Source organism: Streptomyces sp. NPDC046866 (assembly GCF_040704625.1).
Taxonomy (GTDB): Bacteria; Actinomycetota; Actinomycetes; order Streptomycetales; family Streptomycetaceae; genus Streptomyces.
The window spans coordinates 41,294-60,118 of sequence record NZ_JBEYXN010000013.1; the positions used below are offsets into that span (position 1 = coordinate 41,294).

Annotated in this window: 18 protein-coding genes; 10 read left to right on the forward strand and 8 right to left on the reverse strand. The window is 73.9% G+C overall.

What is annotated here, in order from left to right; translation table 11 throughout:
• Window positions 1-50: 50 nt before the first annotated feature.
• The gene (locus tag AB0953_RS20020) at window positions 51-455 is read right to left on the reverse strand and encodes a hypothetical protein (protein WP_366860834.1); all 405 of its coding nucleotides are present in this window, start codon (window positions 453-455) and stop codon (window positions 51-53) included.
• A gap of 176 nt (window positions 456-631) precedes the next feature.
• Here AB0953_RS20020 and AB0953_RS20025 point away from each other — a divergent pair, with 176 nt between their 5' ends.
• Together AB0953_RS20025 and AB0953_RS20030 are read left to right on the forward strand one after the other, a co-directional pair.
• Window positions 632-1,402 carry an MBL fold metallo-hydrolase gene (locus AB0953_RS20025; protein ID WP_366860835.1) on the forward strand — a complete coding sequence of 257 codons (771 nt, stop codon included), beginning with the start codon at window positions 632-634 and terminating at the stop codon, window positions 1,400-1,402.
• A complete protein-coding gene (locus tag AB0953_RS20030; protein WP_366860836.1) occupies window positions 1,402-2,079 on the forward strand; it encodes a VTT domain-containing protein in 678 nt (225 codons plus the stop codon). Before AB0953_RS20025 ends, AB0953_RS20030 begins: the two co-directional genes overlap by 1 nt.
• A 28-nt stretch (window positions 2,080-2,107) precedes the next feature.
• Here AB0953_RS20030 and AB0953_RS20035 read toward each other — a convergent pair whose 3' ends face one another.
• The 3 genes from AB0953_RS20035 to AB0953_RS20045 form a co-directional block, all read right to left on the reverse strand.
• The gene (locus AB0953_RS20035) at window positions 2,108-3,448 is read right to left on the reverse strand and encodes an MBL fold metallo-hydrolase (protein ID WP_366860837.1); all 1,341 of its coding nucleotides are present in this window, start codon (window positions 3,446-3,448) and stop codon (window positions 2,108-2,110) included.
• Between the two features lie 47 nt (window positions 3,449-3,495).
• On the reverse strand, window positions 3,496-4,713 hold the full coding sequence (locus AB0953_RS20040) for an aminotransferase class I/II-fold pyridoxal phosphate-dependent enzyme (RefSeq protein WP_366860838.1): 1,218 nt from the start codon (window positions 4,711-4,713) through the stop codon (window positions 3,496-3,498).
• 166 nt (window positions 4,714-4,879) lie between these two features.
• A complete protein-coding gene (locus AB0953_RS20045) occupies window positions 4,880-5,452 on the reverse strand; it encodes a TIGR03086 family metal-binding protein (protein WP_366860839.1) in 573 nt (190 codons plus the stop codon).
• Window positions 5,453-5,649: 197 nt separating this feature from the next.
• On the opposite strand from AB0953_RS20045, the gene AB0953_RS20050 reads away from it, so the two are divergent.
• Both AB0953_RS20050 and AB0953_RS20055 read left to right on the forward strand, forming a co-directional pair.
• On the forward strand, window positions 5,650-6,468 hold the full coding sequence (locus tag AB0953_RS20050) for a methyltransferase domain-containing protein (protein ID WP_366860840.1): 819 nt from the start codon (window positions 5,650-5,652) through the stop codon (window positions 6,466-6,468).
• Between the two features lie 637 nt (window positions 6,469-7,105).
• A complete protein-coding gene (locus tag AB0953_RS20055; protein ID WP_366860954.1) occupies window positions 7,106-8,128 on the forward strand; it encodes an alcohol dehydrogenase in 1,023 nt (340 codons plus the stop codon).
• Window positions 8,129-8,233: 105 nt separating this feature from the next.
• Here the strand turns inward: AB0953_RS20055 and AB0953_RS20060 are convergent, their stop codons facing one another.
• On the reverse strand, window positions 8,234-9,040 hold the full coding sequence (locus AB0953_RS20060; RefSeq protein ID WP_366860841.1) for a hypothetical protein: 807 nt from the start codon (window positions 9,038-9,040) through the stop codon (window positions 8,234-8,236).
• Between the two features lie 470 nt (window positions 9,041-9,510).
• On the opposite strand from AB0953_RS20060, the gene AB0953_RS20065 reads away from it, so the two are divergent.
• The 4 genes from AB0953_RS20065 (at window position 9,511) to AB0953_RS20080 (ending at window position 13,119) form a co-directional block, all read left to right on the forward strand.
• Window positions 9,511-10,059 carry a hypothetical protein gene (locus AB0953_RS20065; RefSeq protein WP_366860842.1) on the forward strand — a complete coding sequence of 183 codons (549 nt, stop codon included), beginning with the start codon at window positions 9,511-9,513 and terminating at the stop codon, window positions 10,057-10,059.
• A 305-nt stretch (window positions 10,060-10,364) separates the two neighbouring features.
• Complete coding sequence (locus tag AB0953_RS20070; protein WP_366860843.1) at window positions 10,365-10,982, forward strand: VOC family protein; 618 nt, start codon at window positions 10,365-10,367, stop codon at window positions 10,980-10,982.
• Window positions 10,983-11,426: 444 nt separating this feature from the next.
• A complete protein-coding gene (locus AB0953_RS20075) occupies window positions 11,427-11,903 on the forward strand; it encodes a hypothetical protein (RefSeq protein ID WP_366860844.1) in 477 nt (158 codons plus the stop codon).
• A 385-nt stretch (window positions 11,904-12,288) separates the two neighbouring features.
• Window positions 12,289-13,119, forward strand: a complete 831-nt coding sequence (locus tag AB0953_RS20080) for an alpha/beta hydrolase (protein ID WP_366860845.1) — start codon at window positions 12,289-12,291, stop codon at window positions 13,117-13,119.
• Between the two features lie 324 nt (window positions 13,120-13,443).
• Here the strand turns inward: AB0953_RS20080 and AB0953_RS20085 are convergent, their stop codons facing one another.
• The 3 genes from AB0953_RS20085 to AB0953_RS20095 form a co-directional block, all read right to left on the reverse strand.
• Window positions 13,444-15,423: a DUF5107 domain-containing protein gene (locus AB0953_RS20085; protein ID WP_366860846.1), complete on the reverse strand. Its 1,980-nt coding sequence runs from the start codon at window positions 15,421-15,423 to the stop codon at window positions 13,444-13,446.
• A gap of 113 nt (window positions 15,424-15,536) precedes the next feature.
• Window positions 15,537-16,436 carry an arginase family protein gene (locus AB0953_RS20090; RefSeq protein WP_366860847.1) on the reverse strand — a complete coding sequence of 300 codons (900 nt, stop codon included), beginning with the start codon at window positions 16,434-16,436 and terminating at the stop codon, window positions 15,537-15,539.
• A gap of 154 nt (window positions 16,437-16,590) precedes the next feature.
• The gene (locus AB0953_RS20095; RefSeq protein ID WP_366860848.1) at window positions 16,591-17,166 is read right to left on the reverse strand and encodes a GNAT family protein; all 576 of its coding nucleotides are present in this window, start codon (window positions 17,164-17,166) and stop codon (window positions 16,591-16,593) included.
• Window positions 17,167-17,200: 34 nt separating this feature from the next.
• Here AB0953_RS20095 and AB0953_RS20100 point away from each other — a divergent pair, with 34 nt between their 5' ends.
• Window positions 17,201-17,911 carry a hypothetical protein gene (locus AB0953_RS20100; RefSeq protein WP_366860849.1) on the forward strand — a complete coding sequence of 237 codons (711 nt, stop codon included), beginning with the start codon at window positions 17,201-17,203 and terminating at the stop codon, window positions 17,909-17,911.
• Window positions 17,912-18,167: 256 nt separating this feature from the next.
• Window positions 18,168-18,611, forward strand: a complete 444-nt coding sequence (locus AB0953_RS20105) for an SRPBCC family protein (protein WP_361905876.1) — start codon at window positions 18,168-18,170, stop codon at window positions 18,609-18,611.
• Window positions 18,612-18,825: the final 214 nt, after the last annotated feature.

The window sequence follows — 18,825 nt, forward strand, 5'->3', positions numbered from 1 at the left end:
GACCCGGCCCGCGCGGCGGCGGGGCGCACGCGTCCGCCGGGCGCCGCGGCCTACGTGCCGTCGTAGCCCGCGGTCGGCATCGACAGGCGGCGGTGCACCTCGGCTTTCATCGCGGAGGTGTACTGCGGCTCGTCGAGCCCGGCGGTCTCCAGCCGTACGCCGCGCCGCCGGCATTCGGCGGCGAACTCCTCGACGGAGCGCAGGGCGCGGGCCAGGACGCGGTGGTTGGGGGCGACGAACAGGTCGACCTGCCCGGCGTCCACGTCGCACCACAGCCCGCGGTGGTCGGCGCGCAGCCCGTAGACGAGCAGCTCCTTGGTGACGACGTAGCCCTGGTCGGCGGCCCAGCGGTCGCACATGGCGTGCTGGCTCCGGGTGTCCACGGCGAACGGGTCGGTGTCCAGATCCTCGAGCGGGGCCAGGCTGGCAATCGCGGCCACGCGCAGCTCATCCATGCCGCCCGACCCTACTCCGATCCGCGGCCCGCGAGGAGGGGGGCGGCCGGTTTCGGTTGCGGGCGCCGGGACGGTTCCGGTTGCGGCGCCGGGCCGGTTCCGGTTGCGGGCGCCGGGAGGGGGCAGCCTAGGCTCGGACGGTGCGGGGCCGCGCGAGGACGGGGAGGCCGGGACCGGTGGACATCACCTGGTGGGGGCACGCCACCTGCACCGTCGTGGACTCCGGGGTGCGGGTGCTGACGGATCCGCTGTTCGCCGCGCGGCTGGCGCACCTGCGGCGGCGGCGCGGGGCGCTGCCCCCGGCCGAGGCGGCCGTGGCGGACGTGGTGCTGGTCTCGCACCTGCACGCCGACCACCTGCACCTGCCGTCGCTGGCCCGGCTCGCGCCGGGGACGCGGCTGGTCGTGCCGCGCGGGGCGCGCCGGGCGGTGCCGGGGCTGGCGCGGCTGGCCCGGCTGCGGTCGCTGGCGGTGGCGGAGGTGGGTGCGGGTGACGAGGTCGGCGTACGGGACGGGGTGAGCGTACGGGCGGTCCGTGCGCGGCACGACGGCCGGCGGCTGCCGTTCGGGCCGCACCTGTCCCCGGCGCTGGGGTACGTGGTGCAGGGCGCGGGGCGGACGTACTTCGCCGGTGACACCGGGCTGTTCGCGGCGATGGCCGAGGAGGTGGGGCCCGTGGACGTGGCGCTGCTGCCGGTGGGCGGCTGGGGGCCGTACCTGGGGCCGGGGCACCTGGACGCGGGGCGGGCGGCGCAGGCGCTGGCGGCGCTGGCGGCGGCCGCGGCGGTGCCGGTGCACTACGGGACGTACTGGCCCGTCGGGATGGATGCGGTGCGGCCGCACGAATTCCATGCCCCGGGCGAGGAGTTCGCGCGGCTCGCGGGGCGGCTGGCGCCGAAGGCGGCGGTGCGGGTGCCGGGGCACGGGGAGCGGGTGAGGCTGCCGTGATGCGGGGGGCGGGGCCCGGGTCCGGGCTCGGCCATGCGCTCGCCGTGGCGGCGGGGCGGGTGCCGCCGGAGACGGCGCAGCAGGCGGTCGGGTACCCGGCGCTGTTCGTGCTGGTGGCGCTGGGTGCGCTGGTGCCGGTGGTGCCGACGGGGGCGCTGGTGAGTTCGGCGGCGGTGGTGGCGTTCCACCAGCGCTCGCTGCCCCTGCCGTTGGGGGTGGTGGCGGTGTGCGCGGTGGCTGCGGCGGCGGCGTTCGCCGGGGACCTCGCGCTGTACTGGCTGGGGCAGCGGGGGGTGCGCTCGCCGGGCGGTTCGCGCCGGCTGGAGCGGCTGCGGGCTCGGGCCGCGCCGGAGCGGCTGGCGCAGGCGCGGGCGCAGCTGGACGAGCACGGGGTGCTGGTGCTCGTGCTGTCCCGGCTGGTCCCGGCGGGCCGGATCCCGGTGATGCTGGCCTGCCTGCTGGGGCAGGTGCCGCTGCACCGCTTCGCGCGGGGCGACGCCCCGGCGTGCGCGGCGTGGGCGGCGACGTACGGGCTGATCGGGATCCTGGGCGGATCGCTGTTCTCGGAGCCGTGGAAGGGCGTGGTGGCGGCGGTGGCCGTGACGCTGCTGATCAGTGCCGGTCCGGCGGTGTGGCGGCGGCTGCGGCCGCGGCTGCGGCGGCGCCCGGCGGGCTGACGCCGCGGGGGCCGCGGCGGCGGGGGGCTCACCAGCTGCGGGAGGCGCCGATCGGCAGGTCCCACAGGTCCGCGCGGGCGAGGCCGGCGCGGGCCCAGGCGGCGCGGACCCGGTGGAGCGGCTCGGTCACCGGCTCGGCGGACAGCACGAAGGTGGCCCAGTGCATGGGGGCCATCCGGCGGGCGCCGACGTCGAGGCAGGCCTGCACGGCCTCCTCGGGGTCGGTGTGGACGTCGCCGAGCCACCAGCGGGGCGCGTAGGCCCCGATGGGCATCAGGGCGAGGTCGATCCCGGGGTGGCGGCGGCCGATCTCGGCGAACCAGTGGCCGTAGCCGGTGTCCCCGGCGAAGTACGTCCTGCGCGGCTCGGCGGACTGCGTGTCGGTGAGGATCCAACCGCCCCACAGGCTGCGGCAGGTGTCGATCAGCGTCCGCTTGGACCAGTGGTGGGCCGGGACGAAGTCGAAGCGCACCCCGCCCAGTTCCGCGGACTCCCACCAGTCGAGCTCGGTGACGCGGGTGAAGCCGCGGCGGCGGCACCAGCGGGCGAGGCCGGCCGGGACGAAGAGCGGGGTGTGGCGGGGCAGCCGGCGCAGGGTGGGGGCGTCGAGGTGGTCGTAGTGGTTGTGGCTGATCACCACCGCGTCCACCGGCGGGAGTTCCTCCCAGCGGACCCCGACGGGGGTCATCCGGGCCGGGGTTGCGATGATGCGGCGCGACCAGACGGGGTCGGTGAGCACGGTCAGCCCGCCGGTGCGCACGACCCAGCTGGCGTGGCCGGCCCAGGTGACACAGGCCGTGCCGGGGGCGACGTCCGGCAGCGGGGCCGGCTCGTACGGCAGGTCGGGGATCCCGCGCAGCCCGTCGGGCCCGGGCCGGAAGGCGCCTCCGCGGGCCAGCTTGGCGTAGGCGCGCAGTCCGGGCAGCGGCGTGGTCAGCCGGTCGGCGAACGACCGCGGCCAGCTCCGGTGCTCCCCGAGCCGTCGCAGCCCGCCGCCCGCCGCTGCGGCGGACCCGGCGGCCGGGCCCCCGGCCGGCTCGGGCGCGGCCGCCGGGGATCCCGCCTTCCGGGCCGCGGCGTCGGCCGCGGCTGCCGTGGCCGACGCGGTCGCGGTCCCGGGAGCCGCAGCCCGCGCCCCGCTCCCCGGGCCGGCCGGCCGGGCCGGCGCCGCGGAAGCCGCCGTGGAAGATGCCGCACCGGCCTGCGGCGCCGCGGCCGCCCCGGGTCCGCCCGCGGCCGCTGCACCGGCGGGGGCGCCGCCGCCCCCGCCGCCCCCGCCTTCCTCGCTGCCGGACGCCCGGTACGCGCCCGCGGCGGGCGGCGGCGTGGGTTCGGGGGTGGCGTTGTCGCAGGTCGGGTGGTCCCTCATCTGGGAGTCTCCGTTCACCGGGTGGTGGCGGTCGGCGCGTGGTGCGGTCAGGGGGTCAGCCCGGCGAGGACCGAGCCGAGGAGGTCCAGGGAGTCCCGCAGGTGCGGAAGGCCGAGGGGGTCGCGGGCGGTGAGCGCGGCGAGCTGCTCCTCCGCGGTGGCGCCGAGCAGCGGGCCGGTGGACAGCCGCACCCGCAGGGCGCCCAGTTCGTCGGCGAACCGCTGGCCGCCGGGGGCCGGGGTGCCCAGCCGGGCGCCCAGCCAGTCCTCCAGCTCCATCGCGTCGCGGACGCCCTGGCGGGCCAGCCCCGGCCGCAGCGGGGCGAGGTCCGCGTACACGTGGCGCCCGGCCTGCGGGGGCAGGGCGAGCGCGCCCGCGGCCAGCAGCCGGGCGTGCACGGCGGAGGCGACCGCGCCGTGCAGGGCGGCGGCCGCCCGGACCCGCTCGGCGACGGTGCCCGGCTCGCCGAGGACGTGCGCGGCGGCCCCCGCGACGGGACCGGCGACGAGGGAGCCGGTGGCGGCGAGGATGTCGAGCGTGCCGGCCCGCAGCCCCGCGCCGTGCGGGGTGCCGGGGAAGCGGACCACGGCCGCGGGCCACCCGGCGGGCAGCAGCGCCCCGGACAGGTCCAGGAGCACGGCGGTCCGGTCCGGGAGCATCTCGGCGGGGCTCAGGACGAGGGTGTCGTGCGGCCGGTGCACGGTGTCGCGCCAGCTCTCGTCGCTGACGACGAAGAGGCCGGCGGTGGCGGCGGCCTCGCAGGCCTCCAGCAGCAGTTCGGGCGGCGGGACGGTCGCGGTCGGGTCGTCGGCGACCGACAGCAGCAGCACGCGCGGGTCGCCGCCCTCGGCCCGTACCCGCCGTACGGTCTCCAGCAGGGCGTACGGATCCGGTACGCCGCCGCACTCGGCCGGGGTCGGCACGTGGTACGCCCGCCGTCCCAGCAGCCGGATCCCGGGGGTCCACCAGGCGGGACAGGGCCGGGGCAGCAGCACGTCGCCCCCGTACGCGCCGAGCAGCGCGAGCAGCAGCGGGGGTGCGCCGGGCCCGGCGGCGACGTCCTCCGGCCCGGTGGCGAGCCCGCGCCGCTCCCAGTGCCGGCAGGCGGCCTCGCGTACGGGTGCCGAGCCGCCCGGCGGTTCGGGGGCGGACCGCTCGGCGGCCGCGGCGATCACGGCGGTGAGCTCGGGCAGCACGGGCAGGCCCGGCGGCGGCGCGGGCGGCCCGTACCGGACCGGGCCGCGGCCCTGCGCCGTGCGCTGCATCCCCTCCACCTCGCTCCGCCTTCCCCGTTGCGTCCGCCCGCCCCGTCCGCTGCCCTGCTCCCTTTCCGCGAGGGGCGGTGCCCTTGATGACGATGCCCTTTATACGGTTGTTCGCCGCCCTGCGCCTGTTGTGTGCGCCCCCGGGGCCGGCCGCCGCGCAGCCGGCTCAGCCCTTGCGCCCCAGCAGGGCCAGCAGCCGGGTCTGGGCGTCCGCACCGGGCGGGACCTCCAGGGGCTCGGCGTACATCCCGCTGGTCGCGAGCCCGTCGGCGTACGGCATGACCTCCTTGATGGAGAACTCCACCAGCCCGTCCGGCAGCCGGTCGTCGGCGCCGATGCCGCGGGAGAGGTCCCAGGCGTGCACCACGCAGTCGGCGGTCAGCTCCGAGCAGTACGCCGCCGCCTTCGTGGGCCCGTACGACAGCTGCACGGTGCGCTCCAGGGCGCCGGGCGCGGCGAAGGCGTCGTGTGCGGCCTGCGCGGCCCGCTCCCATGCGGCGAGCGGGTCCGCGCCGAGCACGTCGCCGGCGAACCGGGCGCCGACCTCCTCGACGGTGCTGCCGTCGCTGACCAGCGGCGGGACCCACAGCTGCTCGCCGGTGACGTGGTTGACCAGGTCGCGCACGCTCCACTCGGTGCACGGGGTCGGGGCGCCCCACTGGTCGGCCGCGACGGCGCGCACGCGCTCACCGAAGAGCCGCAGCGCCGCGGCGTGCTGTTCGAGCAGCGTCTCCGGCATGGGTCTCACCGCCTCCCGGGCGGGCTGGGCGCCTGCCTTGCTGCCCACTGTCCTCGCCCCGGCAACACCCTGCCACCCACCGGCCGCAGGCCCCTGCACGGCAAGGGTGCTGTCCACATGGCAAAACGCATATCTCATATCCCGGTCCGATCCCCTACGGTGATCACACCACTTCGGCGACGAGAGGAAGTCGGGACATGGGCACCAGGGAGCCGTCCGTCTACACGCACGGGCACCACGAGTCCGTACTGCGCTCGCACCGCTGGCGGACCGCCGCGAACTCGGCGGCGTACCTGCTCGGCGAACTGCGCCCGGGCCTGTCCGTCCTGGACGTGGGCTGCGGCCCGGGCACCATCACCGCGGACCTGGCGGAGCTCGTCGCCCCCGGCGGCCGGGTCACGGCCGTGGACGCGGCGCCGGACGTACTGGAGCAGGCGGCGGCGTACGCGGAGGAACGCGGCCTGGAGCAGGCGATCACCTTCGCGGCGGCGGACGTCGAGGCGCTGGACTTCCCGGACGACTCCTTCGACGTGGTCCACGCCCACCAGGTCCTCCAGCACGTCGGCGACCCGGTGCGGGCGCTGCGCGAGATGCGCCGGGTGTGCCGGCCGGGCGGCATCGTGGCCGCCCGGGACGCCGACTACGCGGCGATGACCTGGTACCCGGCCGAGCCCGGCCTGGACGCATGGCTGGACCTGTACCGGCGGGTGGCCCGCGCCAACGGCGGCGAACCGGACGCCGGACGCCGCCTGTCGGCGTGGGCGAGGGCCGCCGGCTTCACCGACGTCCGCGCCTCGGCGACGGCCTGGTGCTACGCCTCCGCCGAGGAGACGGCCTGGTGGTCGTCCCTGTGGGCGGACCGTACGACGGCCTCGTCCTACGCGGCCCGCGCCACCGCCGGCGGCCACGCCGGCGAGCGGGACCTGTCGGCGATCGCCGGGGCCTGGCACCGCTGGGCCGCCTCCCCCGACGCCTGGTTCGCGGTCCTGAACGGCGAGATCCTCTGCCGCGCCTGACCCGCGGCACGGCCGTTCACCGAACGGCCCACCCGCGGAGGAAGCCCACCGCCAGTACCTCGCCGACCTGGCGGATCGGGCGAGCGAGGGCTCTTTCGCGTCGCGCCACGTCGCTGTCGAGACCGCCTGCCACGGCGCTCTCGGGGTTCTCCCCGATTCCGCAGGGCTGCTCGACTCGTCCACGTCCGCGAGTTGCTCGCGCTCTGCGAGGACTTCGGCGAAGAACTCGTCGCAACGATGCAGTGGCTCCGCATGACGGGTCACTGGCGATTGCGTTGTGGCAGCCGTGACGGACAGGTGGCCTGGAACGGAGGTTACGGGTCACCGCCAGGCTCTCGATCTCCTCGTCGAGTTCACGCAGACGCGCGGCGAACTCGTCCATCTGCGCGCGGATCTGCGCTGTGTCTCGCCGGCGAGCTCGCGTTCACGTGCGTCGATCCGCTCCAGAAGTGGCGTGAGCGCATCGCCTTGCGTGACGGGTGCCGATTGGCCCGCTGCGGCAGCCCCTCACTGCCGGCCGGGCGAGCAAGTCAGCTGTCCGGATGTTCACCTGCATGGGTCCAGTGTGCGTGATGGGCTCAGAGCTGGTCTGCTGGACGTAGGGGTGCCCATACGCGCCTACCACGGAGAGATCCAGATGAGTGTCCATCGAGTGGCGCAGGTCGCCGCGGTCGGCGGCCCCTTGGAGATCGTCGAGCGTGAGGTCCCGCAGCCCGGCCCCGGACACGTGAGGATCGCTGTCGAGGCGTGCGGTATCTGCCACAGCGACGCCGCATTCGTGAATGCCCTCCTGCCTGGCGTCCGGTTCCCCCTGGTCCCCGGGCACGAGATCGCCGGGCGAATCGAAGAGGTCGGCGAGGGAACATACGGCGGCTGGCGGGTGGGCGACCGTGTGGCGGTGGGCTGGTTCGGCGGCAGCTGCCGGCACTGCACGCCGTGCAGACAAGGCGACTTCATCGTGTGCGAGAACCTGAAGGTACCCGGATGGGCATACGACGGGGGGTTCGCCGACACGGTGATCGCACCGGCCGACGCCCTGGCACGGATCCCCGACGCCCTGGGGGCGACCGACGCGGCGCCCCTGGCCTGTGCTGGGGTGACCGTGTACAACGGACTGCGCCGCAGCTCCGCACGGCCTGGCGATCTGGTCGCCGTACTCGGCATCGGCGGCCTTGGCCACCTGGGAACGAGGTATGCGGCCGCGATGGGGTTCGAGACCGTTGCCATCGCCCGCGGGCCGGACAAGGCCGACTTCGCCAAGCAGCTCGGTGCCCACCATTACGTCGACAGCACGGCGGACACCACGGTCGCGGACGCGCTGCGGTCACTCGGTGGCGCCAGAGTGGTTCTCGCCACTGCCGCCAACTCCGCGGCCATCACGGCGACTGTGGAAGGGCTCAGCCCCCGCGGCGAGCTTGTGGTCATCGGCGCCGACCCCGAGCCGCTGGGAATCAGCCCGAACCAGCTCATACTGAGCGGCAAAGTCATCCGCGGCCACCCGTCCGGCACCGCTCAGGACGTGCAGGACACCATGGCGTTCAGCGCCCTGCACGGGATCCGCCCGATGATCGAGACCGTGCCGCTGGACCAAGCGGATGAGGCGTACAAGAGGATGCTGTCCGGCGCCGCCCGCTTCCGGATGGTGCTCACCACCGGCTGAAGCCACGGCGAAGGCATCCGCCCTGCCCGGCCTTCCGCGTGCGCCGGCGCAGTGGTCTTGGGATGCGCCAAGAGACGGTCCATGAGTCACGGCCGGGGTTTCGTGTCAGGGAGTGCGCAAGGGTTCTTCCGCGTCGGGCCCCTCCCAGAATTCGGGGCCGAGAGTGTCTTTCAGCAGGGCGTACATGCTCTTACGGAACTGGGCGGTCACAAGCCACGGCCGGGTGAAGATTCGGATCCCTGCGACCTCGCCCGCATCGTTGAACGTGAAGATCTCGACCAGTTGCTGAACGTGACCGCCGTCCACGTTTTCGTCGATCACCACCGCGAATCCCGTCTGGCCCTCAATGTCGAGAACGGCACGTACCTTGAGGTCGCTGAAACTTTGCGCCGCCGCTTGGAGGATGGACCCGACGACAGCTTTCCCTGTCGGCTCTTCGCGCAGGATAGGGGAGTACAGGGTGACGTCCTGCGCCAGCGGCGGAACGGCTGGATGGTCTACCCAAACCGGTGTCGGCCCTTCCGGGGCATACGGTCCAGATCCCAGGGTCGGGTCTGCGAGAGCGGGGTCTGTCTGCGCGATCACCTCGCGCAGAACGGCCATGAACGGCCACGGCCGACCGTAGACGTCGATCGTGTCGATCAGGCCCGCAGCGTTGCGACGGGCCAGCGCGACGATCTCTGTCTCTCGTCCGCCGGTGCTCGCGCTGTAGACGACCCCCTCCACGTCATCTCCCCTGAGTCGGACAGTAGCTTCGGGCGCGCCGAGCGCCTGCTGGTACGTACCGAGAGCTGCCGAAGCAGCGTCACGACCGGTGATGCGGGGCGCAGCCAGTGGAGTCGCGAGAGAGACGTCTTCGGCAAGCGCTGTGGGGGCCTGTCCCGAAAGTGCAGCGTTCAACTGATCCGACATCACACGCCCTCCTCGTAGTCACGATCAAGGCGAGCCTGGGCTTCGGGGAATACTCGGGCGCGAGGTCGTGCGGGCGCGCTCGGCGCCGGCGCCCTTGGGCCACCAAGTAGCTTCCGACAGGCAGCGGATGTACCCAGGCGGTGTCACGGATGGGTACGCCGCAGGTAGGTTCGTCGCTGCCTTTCCAGCATGCGCCTGGAGCATGGCGCGGCGCATGCGGAAGGAGGCGGCGCCCTGGCGTAGGACGTCGACCAGTGCCGACCGGCTCACCTGCGCGCCCAGGGCCTGTTGCTGTCCGGGCAGCGGCGGGCCCCGGTCCTTCGCCCCGCATGCACCCACGGTCCTTTGCCGCCTGCGCTCGCGGACCTTCGCCGGCCGCCGGATACTCGATGCGGGCCGCATGCCTCCGCGCCGCGGCCAGTGAGGAAGGGCGTCATCCTTTCGGCCCTGACCGATATGGAGATTGCGTCATGCGCTCCCGAGTAAACCCGCTGACTCCCCTCGCGGCGGTCACAGCCGGCCTGCTGGCCGGGGCGGTGGGAACGGCGTGTCTGGATGCCGTCCATTACCTGAAGTACCGTCGCTCAGGCGGGACGGACAGCCCGCTCGCCTGGGAATTCGCGCCGGTCGAAAGCTGGGAGAAGGCCCCCGCCCCGGGGCAGGTGGCGAAGCGGGTCATCGAGGGCTTCACGCAGCGCCGGCTTCCCGGTGGTTCCGCCTGGCTCATCAGCACCATCGCTCACTGGGCCTACGGCTCAGCGGCGGGCGCCGCCTATGGCATCGTGGCCGGATCACTACCCAGGCCTTGCCCTGTCTACGGCGTCCCATGGGGTGCCGCCGTGTTCGCCGGTGACTACGTCACCTTGCCGATCACAGGGCTGTACAAGCCGATCTGGCAGTACGACACAAAGGTCCTGGCCTGGGATTTCGGCGCGCACGTCGCATACGGCACCGGCACCGCGATCACCTTCTGGCTGCTCACCCGACTCGGCACCGGCGCCGTCAGAGACAGACCGTAGCCGCCTGCCGGCCACGGCCATGCCCGTGCCCGTGCCCGTGCCACCACGGGTTTCTGCTGATGAGGACACGGTTCGCTTCGGTTCCGCTGCCCGGACATCAACAGCCCACGCTCACGACTGGTGGCCGCGGAGGCCCCAGGAGGCGTCGGACATGCCGGCCGGAGCCGAGCCGTGGCACGCATCGCCGCCCGGGCCGCCCGTCGCCGCCGCCCGGAGCCCCGGCCTCGCCCGCGTCCGGCGGTGCGAGTCCCGTCGTGGCGGCATCTTGTACGCACCCAGAAGGTCTCAGTCGGAGGTGTCAGTGAATGGACATGAAACTTGAAGTCGTGGTGGTGCCGGTGTCCGACATCGACCGGGCCAAGAGCTTCTACACGCGATTGGGCTGGAGACTGGACGCGGACGTCGCCCCGGACGAGAACTTCCGGGTCGTGCAGGTGACGCCGCCGGGCTCACCGGCATCGGTCATCTTCGGCGCCTCGGTCACATCCCAGACGCCGGGCTCAGCTCAGGGCTTGCACCTGATCGTGGACGACATCAATGCTGCACACGCTGAGCTGAAACGGCTCGGAGCCGAGCCGAGCGCGGTGTTCCACGACGCCGGCGGCGTTTTCCACCACGCCGGGACGGAGGCCCGGGTGCCAGGGCCGGATCCACGGCGCACCAGCTACAGCTCGTTTCTGTCCTTCAGCGACCCGGACGGCAACGGCTGGATTCTGCAGGAGGTCACCAGCCGGCTTCCGGGACGCCTCGATCCCGCGACCACGACGTTCGGCTCGGCCGGGGACCTGGCGAGCGCGCTGCGCCGTGCCGCGGCCGCGCACGGCGAGCACGAGAGCCGCATCGGTGCGGAGGACGAGAACTGGCCGGACTGGTATGCCCAGTACATGGTGCGCGAGCAGGCAGGGACCGAACTGCCGTCGTGACCGCATCACCCTGCAGGAGACCTGTTGAGAAGGGGTGCAGGTATCACGCTCATCGGCTCCCGCTACGACGAACGATGTGGAGTCCTGTTGCATGCGTTCTCGCTCAGCAGGACGGCCGTCCAGCGGCTGAACCTGTAGGAAGGATTCCCGGCCAGTCTGCCCGGCGCCGAACTGGCGCCCGAGGGGCGATCCAACAACGACGTTCGGAGTGCGGCTTCATCGCAACGCCGCGCTGCGGGCTCCGCGGCCAGTCGCGGTGATCAGTCCGCCTGCGGCAATGCCCACCTTGCTCACTCCGCGAGACCATGCCGGCCCCGGACGCGATCACACGGGCGCGGGCCAGGAACCAGCTGGTGCACCGTACTGGGCAGAGGTGCATTCTGGAAGTCGGTCATTCCGGTCATTGCGGACCGGCGGTGGCGAAGTGAGCCAGGCACGCGAGAGATGAACGCCGACGACGCCGGCAGGCAATGGTCATCTCGAACCAGGGAGCAGATCATGCCATCCGTCCACTTCCACGTGAACTCCTCGATGAGCCCGGACGAGGTGATGGGGGTGCTGACGAACTTCAGCCCATCCCGGGTCGAGGAGTGGTCTTCCATCGATGCCGAGCACTTCCAGGTTCATGAGCGGGGTGACACCTGGGCGGAGGTGACCGAGGGGAACGACAAGTCATGGGAGCGTGCACGCTACGAATGGGACCCCTCGACGAACAGGGTCACCGTCACCACTCGCGATTCGGTGCCCTTCGGCTCGGGGGGCTGGCAGTTTCAGATGACTCCCACGGACAACGGCACCCGCGTCGACGTCAGACTCGAGCGGCACCCCACCTCGTTGAAGGCCAAGGTGATGTCCGCGATCATCCCCTTCGCCGGGCCTGTGTTCCGAAGGTCCTTCAGGAAACCTCTGCACACGACGTAGTCGCGTGGTCGCTGAAGACGCAGGCACCCTGGTCCCATGTGCCGGCACGGGCCCCACGGATACTCGGCATCGACGGGTTCGCCTTCCGCAAGGGTCGGACCTGCGGCACCGTCCTCGTCGACATCGAGTCTCACCCTGTCCTACATGGCCATTCGGAGCGTCACAGTTGGCCACACCTGCCGACCTTGAGATGCGTGTCGCACGGGGCCGTCCTTGAGACGATCTCTGAGACTTGGCGGACGTCGACAAGCTGCGGATGTGGCCCGCAGGGGCACGGCGTAACGTGGGCCATATATCCGGACCGCGCCCGCTGGGCGTGAAGTCACAGGTGCCCCGCACTCATGGTCCGTGGCTGGGGTGCGCCTGGACGAGCGGAGGATCTGCGATGGGTACAGTCACGACCGACGACGGCACCACGATCTTCTACAAGGACTGGGGTCCTCGGGATGGGGAGCCGATCGTCTTCCACCACGGCTGGCCGCTGAGCGCCGACGACTGGGACAATCAGATGTTGTTCTTCCTGGCGCAGGGCTACCGGGTCATCGCCCACGACCGCCGTGGCCACGGACGCTCCACCCAGACCGCGACCGGCCACGACATGGACACCTACGCCGCGGACGTGACCGCCCTGACCGACGCACTCGACCTGAGGGGCGCCGTGCATATCGGTCACTCCACCGGCGGCGGCGAGGTCGCCCGCTACGTCGCCCGCGCCAAGCCCGGCCGTGTCTCAAAGGCGGTCCTGGTGGGCGCGGTGCCACCGCTGATGCTGAAGACGGAGGCCAACCCGGGCGGCTTGCCGATGGAGGTCTTCGACGGCTTCCGTGAGGGCGTTGCCGGCAACCGGGCTCAGTCGTTCATTGACATTCCCTCGGGGCCGTTCTACGGCTTCAACCGTCCCGGAGCGCAGGTGTCGCAAGGCTTGATCGACAACTGGTGGCGCCAGGGCATGATGGGCGCGGCGATCGCGCACTATGAGTGCGTTGCGGCGTTCTCCGAGACGGACTTCACCGAGGACTTGCAGCAGATCGAGGTGCCCGTCCTCGTCGCGCACGGAACCGACGACCAGGTCGTCCCGTACGACGACTCGGCACCCCTGACGGTCAAGCTTCTGAAGAACGGGACCCTCAAGTCCTACGAGGGCTATCCGCACGGGATGCTGTCGACGCACCCGGAGGTCCTCAACCCGGACATCCTCGCGTTCATCCGTTCCTGACCCCGGCGGGCTGGCCTCACAGCGAAAGCCTGCCTATGTCATCGACCCCTGGGGCTCGACTCATTCCGGGGAGGCCGCAGTTCTGCGCCGAAGCTGTGGCAGTACCTGCGCAAGTGCAACCAACCCTCCACTTGTGAGTGATCCCCGGTGACGACGACCGGCCCCGCCCCGGCGGAACTTCCCCGCTCGGTGGCCCGGGTGCTGGCGCACGGCGGGACGGTGGCCGGGTGGGCGTGGCCGTCCCCCACACGGCAGGAGCGCCCCGCGGCGAGGGGCGCGTCCTGGAGGGGCCGTGGCGCGGGCCCGGTGGCGCCGGCAGCCGCCTCACCCCGGGGGCCGCATGCGGAAGTTGTAGGCCGCGGGGAGGGGGCGGTCCGTGATGCGGGACCAGACCTGGGACAGGATGTCGTCGCCCTCGCGGAGGTCGGGGAGTTCGAAGCCGTCCTCGAAGACGCGGCGGGCCGCGGCGGCGTGGCCCTCCGCCGCCAGGAGCATCGCCGCCAGCAGGCGGAAGCGGGGCTGCTCGCGCAGGGCAGGGCGCAGCCGGTTCCACACGGCCCGGGCCTCGGCGGGGCGGCCGGCCTCCAGCAGGGCGGTCATCGCCTCGCGGCCGAGGGCGGACTCGGCGGCCGTCCAGGCGTCGCCGCCGCGGCTCTCGGCGGCCAGGTCCTCGAAGGCCTCGGCGTAGCGCCGGGCCGCCCGGTCCGGGTCGCCGATCAGGGCGTCGGCCGCCGCCAGGCAGCGCAGCAGCGGCCAGCGCGAGGGGGCCAGCGGCAGGCCGCGCTCCCAGCTGCGCACCGCCTGGGCCACATCGCCCGCATGCCACTGGGCCACGCCCAGGTGGTACTCGGTCAGCGGGTCCGCGGGGGCCGTCTCCAGCATGTCCCGCCAGTGCGGGGCCACCAGGCTGGGGCCGGGCGGCGCCACCCGGCGCGGGGCGGGAAAGACGCCGGTGCGCCACAGCTCCAGCCAGGGCTGCTGGGGCTCGCCCAGGTCGGATTCGGCGAACGGGGTCCCGGGGAGCTTGTGGCCGCCGCACAGGACTTCGAGGGCGCCCCAGCCGGAGCCGGAGGCGAGCCGCTCCGCCGGTTCGGCATCGGCCGCGGCGCTGCGCCAGGCGGCGTACGCCGCGTCGACTCGGCCTGCCGGCAGGGCGGTGTCGAGGGCCCGTCCGGCCGCCGCCCGGGCCGCCGCCCAGTCGGGGCCGTGCACCGCCGCGGGGTCGGCGGCCAGCGGCCCGTACGCCTCCAGCCAGCTCAGCTCGGTCCCGCCCTCGAGGCGTACGTGCTCCAGCTGGGTGCGGGCGAGGCCGGCCTGGATCTCGGCGTAGCCGCCGGTGCCGGGCTCGGTCAGCCAGTCCTGCCAGCGCCGGCCGCCCTCGCCGGCGCCCCACACGAAGAGCTTGCGGCCGCGCAGCCGGGCCGTGGAGGTCTGCACCAGGCCCCGGCCCTCCGCGTCGAGGGCGGCGATCCACGGCCGGGGTCCGGCGTCGGGGGCGAGCTCGTAGAAGTAGTCCGCCGGGTACTCGTGGTGCAGCGGGTACGTGCGGTCCGCCCCCTGCCAGTGCGGGACCGGGACGCGGCGCAGCGTGCGCTCGTAGCCGAAGTGCCAGGCCTCGTCGGCGGGGGCGAGGATCCGGGTGCCGCGGTCCTCGGGGACGGCGGTGTTGGACCACCAGTACAGGGGGACGGGCCGCTCGTGCGGGTTGCGGACGCGGACGCCGACGTACAGGAACTCCGAGTCCTGCGGCAGCCACAGGTCGACCTGGAAGGGCAGGTCGCGCAGCCGTTCCCACTCCCAGAGCCGCAGCATCACCCCGCCGTCCGGCGCCGGTACGAGCCCGGCGTGCAGGGGGGCGCAGGAGAGGGTGGTGTGGCCGGTGGCGCCGATGTTCCATTCGATGCCGCCGGAGAACCAGGCGCCGTTGAGCGCGAAGTTGGCGGGCTGGAACACGGGGTTGCGGTAGAGGAGTTCCCGGCCGGTGGGCACGTGGACGAGGGAGTGGACGCGGCCGCCGAGACCGGGCAGGACGGTGGCCCGCAGGTGCCCGTTCTCCAGGACGACGGCGTCGAACCGCCGCTCCTGCCGCCGGCGTTCGTAGCCGTCGAGGATCCGGACGGGCAGCAGGGAGCGCAGCGGCCCGTAGCCGATCTGCCGGGCCATGTCGCGGGGCAGGCCGTCGCGCGCCCGCTCGTCCAGTACGTGGAGGTCGCCGGGCGGGCGCAGTGCGGGCAGCGGGTTCTCGGGCCCCAACGGGGCGGCGGGCAGGGTCAGTACGGCACGGTGGACGGTGGTGGCGGCCATGCAGGAAATGGAACACGCCACGGCGGCCGGTGCACAGGGGTTCCGCGGATCACCACCGGTCAGGATTACGCAAAGCCGTGGCCTTGGCCGTTACGGGTGCCGTGGCGGCGGCGTCAGGCGAAGGCACCCGCCACGAGGTCGGCGAGGAGGGCGCCGGCCCGTGCGTCGGGGTCGAGGTCCGGGTCGTAGATCGTGACGTTGAGGCCGACGCACCGCGGGGAGCCCACCAGCACGGCGAGCAGGCCGGCCAGTTCGGCGGGGAAGAGGCCGCCGGGGTCGGGGCTGTCCACGGCCGGCATCACGGACGGATCGAGCACGTCGGCGTCCAGGTGCACCCAGAACCCGGCGGTGACCGGCGGGTGCAGCCCGTCGAGGGCCGCCCGCGCGACCGCCTCGGCGCCGCGTTCGCGGATGGCGCCGACGGTGGCGGCCGCGATCCCCACGGCGCGCAGTTCGGCCAGCTCGGGGCTGTCGTCGCGCAGGCCGAAGAGGCGGACGTCCTCGTCGCGCAGGTACGGGCCGAGCCCCTCCAGGTCGGCGAGGTCGGCCTGGCCGCGGCCGGTGGCGAGGGCGAGCTCCTCGCCACCGGCAGCGCCGACGGGCCCGTTGACGGCCTCGTTGCCGGGGTGGCGGAAATCGGCGGAGCCGTCGATCGCGGCGAGTCCGTAGCGGCCGAGGCGGCGCAGGGCCAGGGAGGCGCCGAGCTGGATGGAGCAGTCCCCGCCGAGCACCACGGGGAACTCCCCGGCCCGCAGGTGTTTCTCGATCCGGTCGGCGAGGGCCACGGTGTACGCGGCGAGCGGCCCGGCGTGGAAGACGCCGTCGCCCTCCTTCCAGTCGCCGCGGTCGTAGCGCGGCGGTACGACGACCCCGCCCTCACGGGCGCCGAGCCGGCTCAGCAGGCCCTGTTCGCGCAGGGCGCCCGCCAGTTTGTACACGCCGGGCACGGTGCCGGGAGCGGGCGGGCGCAGGCCCAGGTTGGACGGGGCGTCGAGGAGTACCAGGCTTCGCATGGCCTCATCCTGTGCCACCGCGGCCGCCGGGGCCAGAGGGACCACGGAACCACGGGCCCGGGGCGGGCGGCTGGGGGACGGCTGCCGGCGGCTGCGGCCGGCGGGCGGGCCGGGCGGGCGGGCGGGCGGGCCGCGCGGTTGCCGGAGCGGCCGGTCAGGCGGCCCCCGGGCCGGACGCCGCCGCCATCTCGGCGGTGATCGCCCAGCGTTCGTGGTCGCGCCAGGCCCCGTCCACGAGGAGGAAGTCCGGCGAGTAGCCCTCCAGGCGGAAGCCGCGGCCGCGGACGAGCGCGAGGGAGGCGGTGTTGCCGGGCTGGATGTTGGCCTCCAGCCGGTGCAGGCCCATCCCACCCCGCTCCTGGGGGGCGAAGGCGTGGCCGAGGAGCAGTTCGAGCGCCTCGCCGAGCAGGCCGCGTCCCGCCGCGTGCGCGAAGGCCCCGTACCCCAGTGCGCCGCACTGGAACGCCCCGCGCACGATGTTGTTGACGTTGAGGAACCCGGCGATGGCTCCCGTCGCGCGCTCGCACGCGAGGAACCCGGCTCGGGCGTCGCCCTCGATCAGCGGGGCCGCGTACGTCTCGTACTCCTCCTCGGTGACGGGCGGGAACAGCCAGGGGCGGTGCAGGTCCCGGCTCTCGCGCGCGCGGGCGGTGAACTCGGGGCCGTCGGCGAGCCGGAAGGGGCGCAGGCCGACCCGGGCGCCCTCCGCGGTGTACGGGAAAAAGGACATCGCCCCAGGCTAGGCGCTGTGCCAAGCTCCCGGTGTGATCATCACCCGAAACACCGAGGACGCCCTCCGAGCGGCCGTGCGCAACAACGCCGCCTGGTGCGCGGCGGTCTGCCCCGGAGGCGTGTTCGGCGCCGACTCCTGGACGAGCGCGCGCCGCACCCCGCCCTACTACCCCGATGCGGTGACCCTGACCCGGGAGGTGTCGGCCGCCGCCCTGACGGCCGCCATCGACACCGGTTCCCCCGGCTGCTCGGTCAAGGACAGCTTCGCCGTGCTCGACCTCGCCCCGGCCGGCTTCGAACTGCTCTTCGAGGCGCAGTGGATGCACCGCCCGGCGGACGCCCCCGCGCCGGCCCCCGCCGCCTCCTTGTCGTGGTCGCGGATCGCCTCCGCGGCGGACCTCGACGCGTGGGAGGCCGCCTGGGACGGCGAGGAGTCCACGGGGCTGTTCCGGCCGGACCTGCTGACGCCGGAGATCGCCTTCCTGGCGGGGCGGTCCGAGGAGGGCAGGATCGTGGCCGGGGCGGTCGCGAACGAGGCCGCGGGTGCGGTCGGCGTCTCGAACGTGTTCACACGGGACGGCGTCGCCCCGGACGAGGCCTGGTCGGGCGCCCTGGCCCGCATCGCGGCCCTCTGGCCGGGCCGACCGGTCGTCGGCTACGAGCACGGCGAGGACCTCGCCACGGCCCTCGCCCACGGCTTCGCCCCGCTGGGACCCCTCCGCGTCTGGCTCCACACGGCCTGAGGGGGCGCGACGGAGCCCTGCCGCGCCCTGGCCCGGCCGGCTTCCGCCCCCGCGGACGGACCTCCGCCCGGAGGCAGCCATTCCCTCCACGGGAGCGCACGCATCGCCTCGGAACGGGCCGGGGCGCGGCGGCAACGACACGGGGGCGGCCCTGGGGAGGACGGAGCCGGGCCGGAGGGGGGCCGATTTTGGGCGGCCGCCCCGGAAGTGGTTGGCTTGCGGCCGACGAGGCAACACAACTGCTGGAGGAACAGGTATGGCGCAGGTCGAGGCCACCACGGAGCGGATCATCGCGGCCGACGCGGAGACCGTGTTCGACGCGCTGGCGGACTACACCGGCACCCGGGGCAAGCTGCTGCCCGAGCACTTCAGCGAGTACGAGGTGCGCGAGGGCGGCGACGGCGAGGGCACCCTCGTCCACTGGAAGCTGCAGGCCACGAGCAAGCGCGTGCGCGACTGCCTGCTGGAGGTCACCGAGCCCACCGACGGCCAGCTGGTGGAGAAGGACCGCAACTCCTCCATGGTGACCACCTGGCTCGTCACCCCGGCCGGCGAGGGCCGGTCCAAGGCCGTGGTCACCACCGTCTGGAACGGCGCCGGCGGCATCGGCGGCTTCTTCGAGCGCACCTTCGCGCCCAAGGGCCTCGGCCGGATCTATGACACGGTGCTGGAGAACCTGGCCCGCGAGGTGGAGAGCTGACCGGCACCCGCCGGCCCTGACCGCCGCCGGTCCGTACGGCGTCGGGGGTGAGGCCGCGCACACGGCGCGCCGTCCGGGGTGAGGCCGCGCACACGGCCTCACCACATCGGGTGAACTCCGCCCGGGCGCGTCGGCACCCGGCCGAACTACAGTCCCCGCGCGGCCACTTCGACCGCCGCGCCGGGCGTGGCCCGCAGGCCCCGGCGGGCCCGCG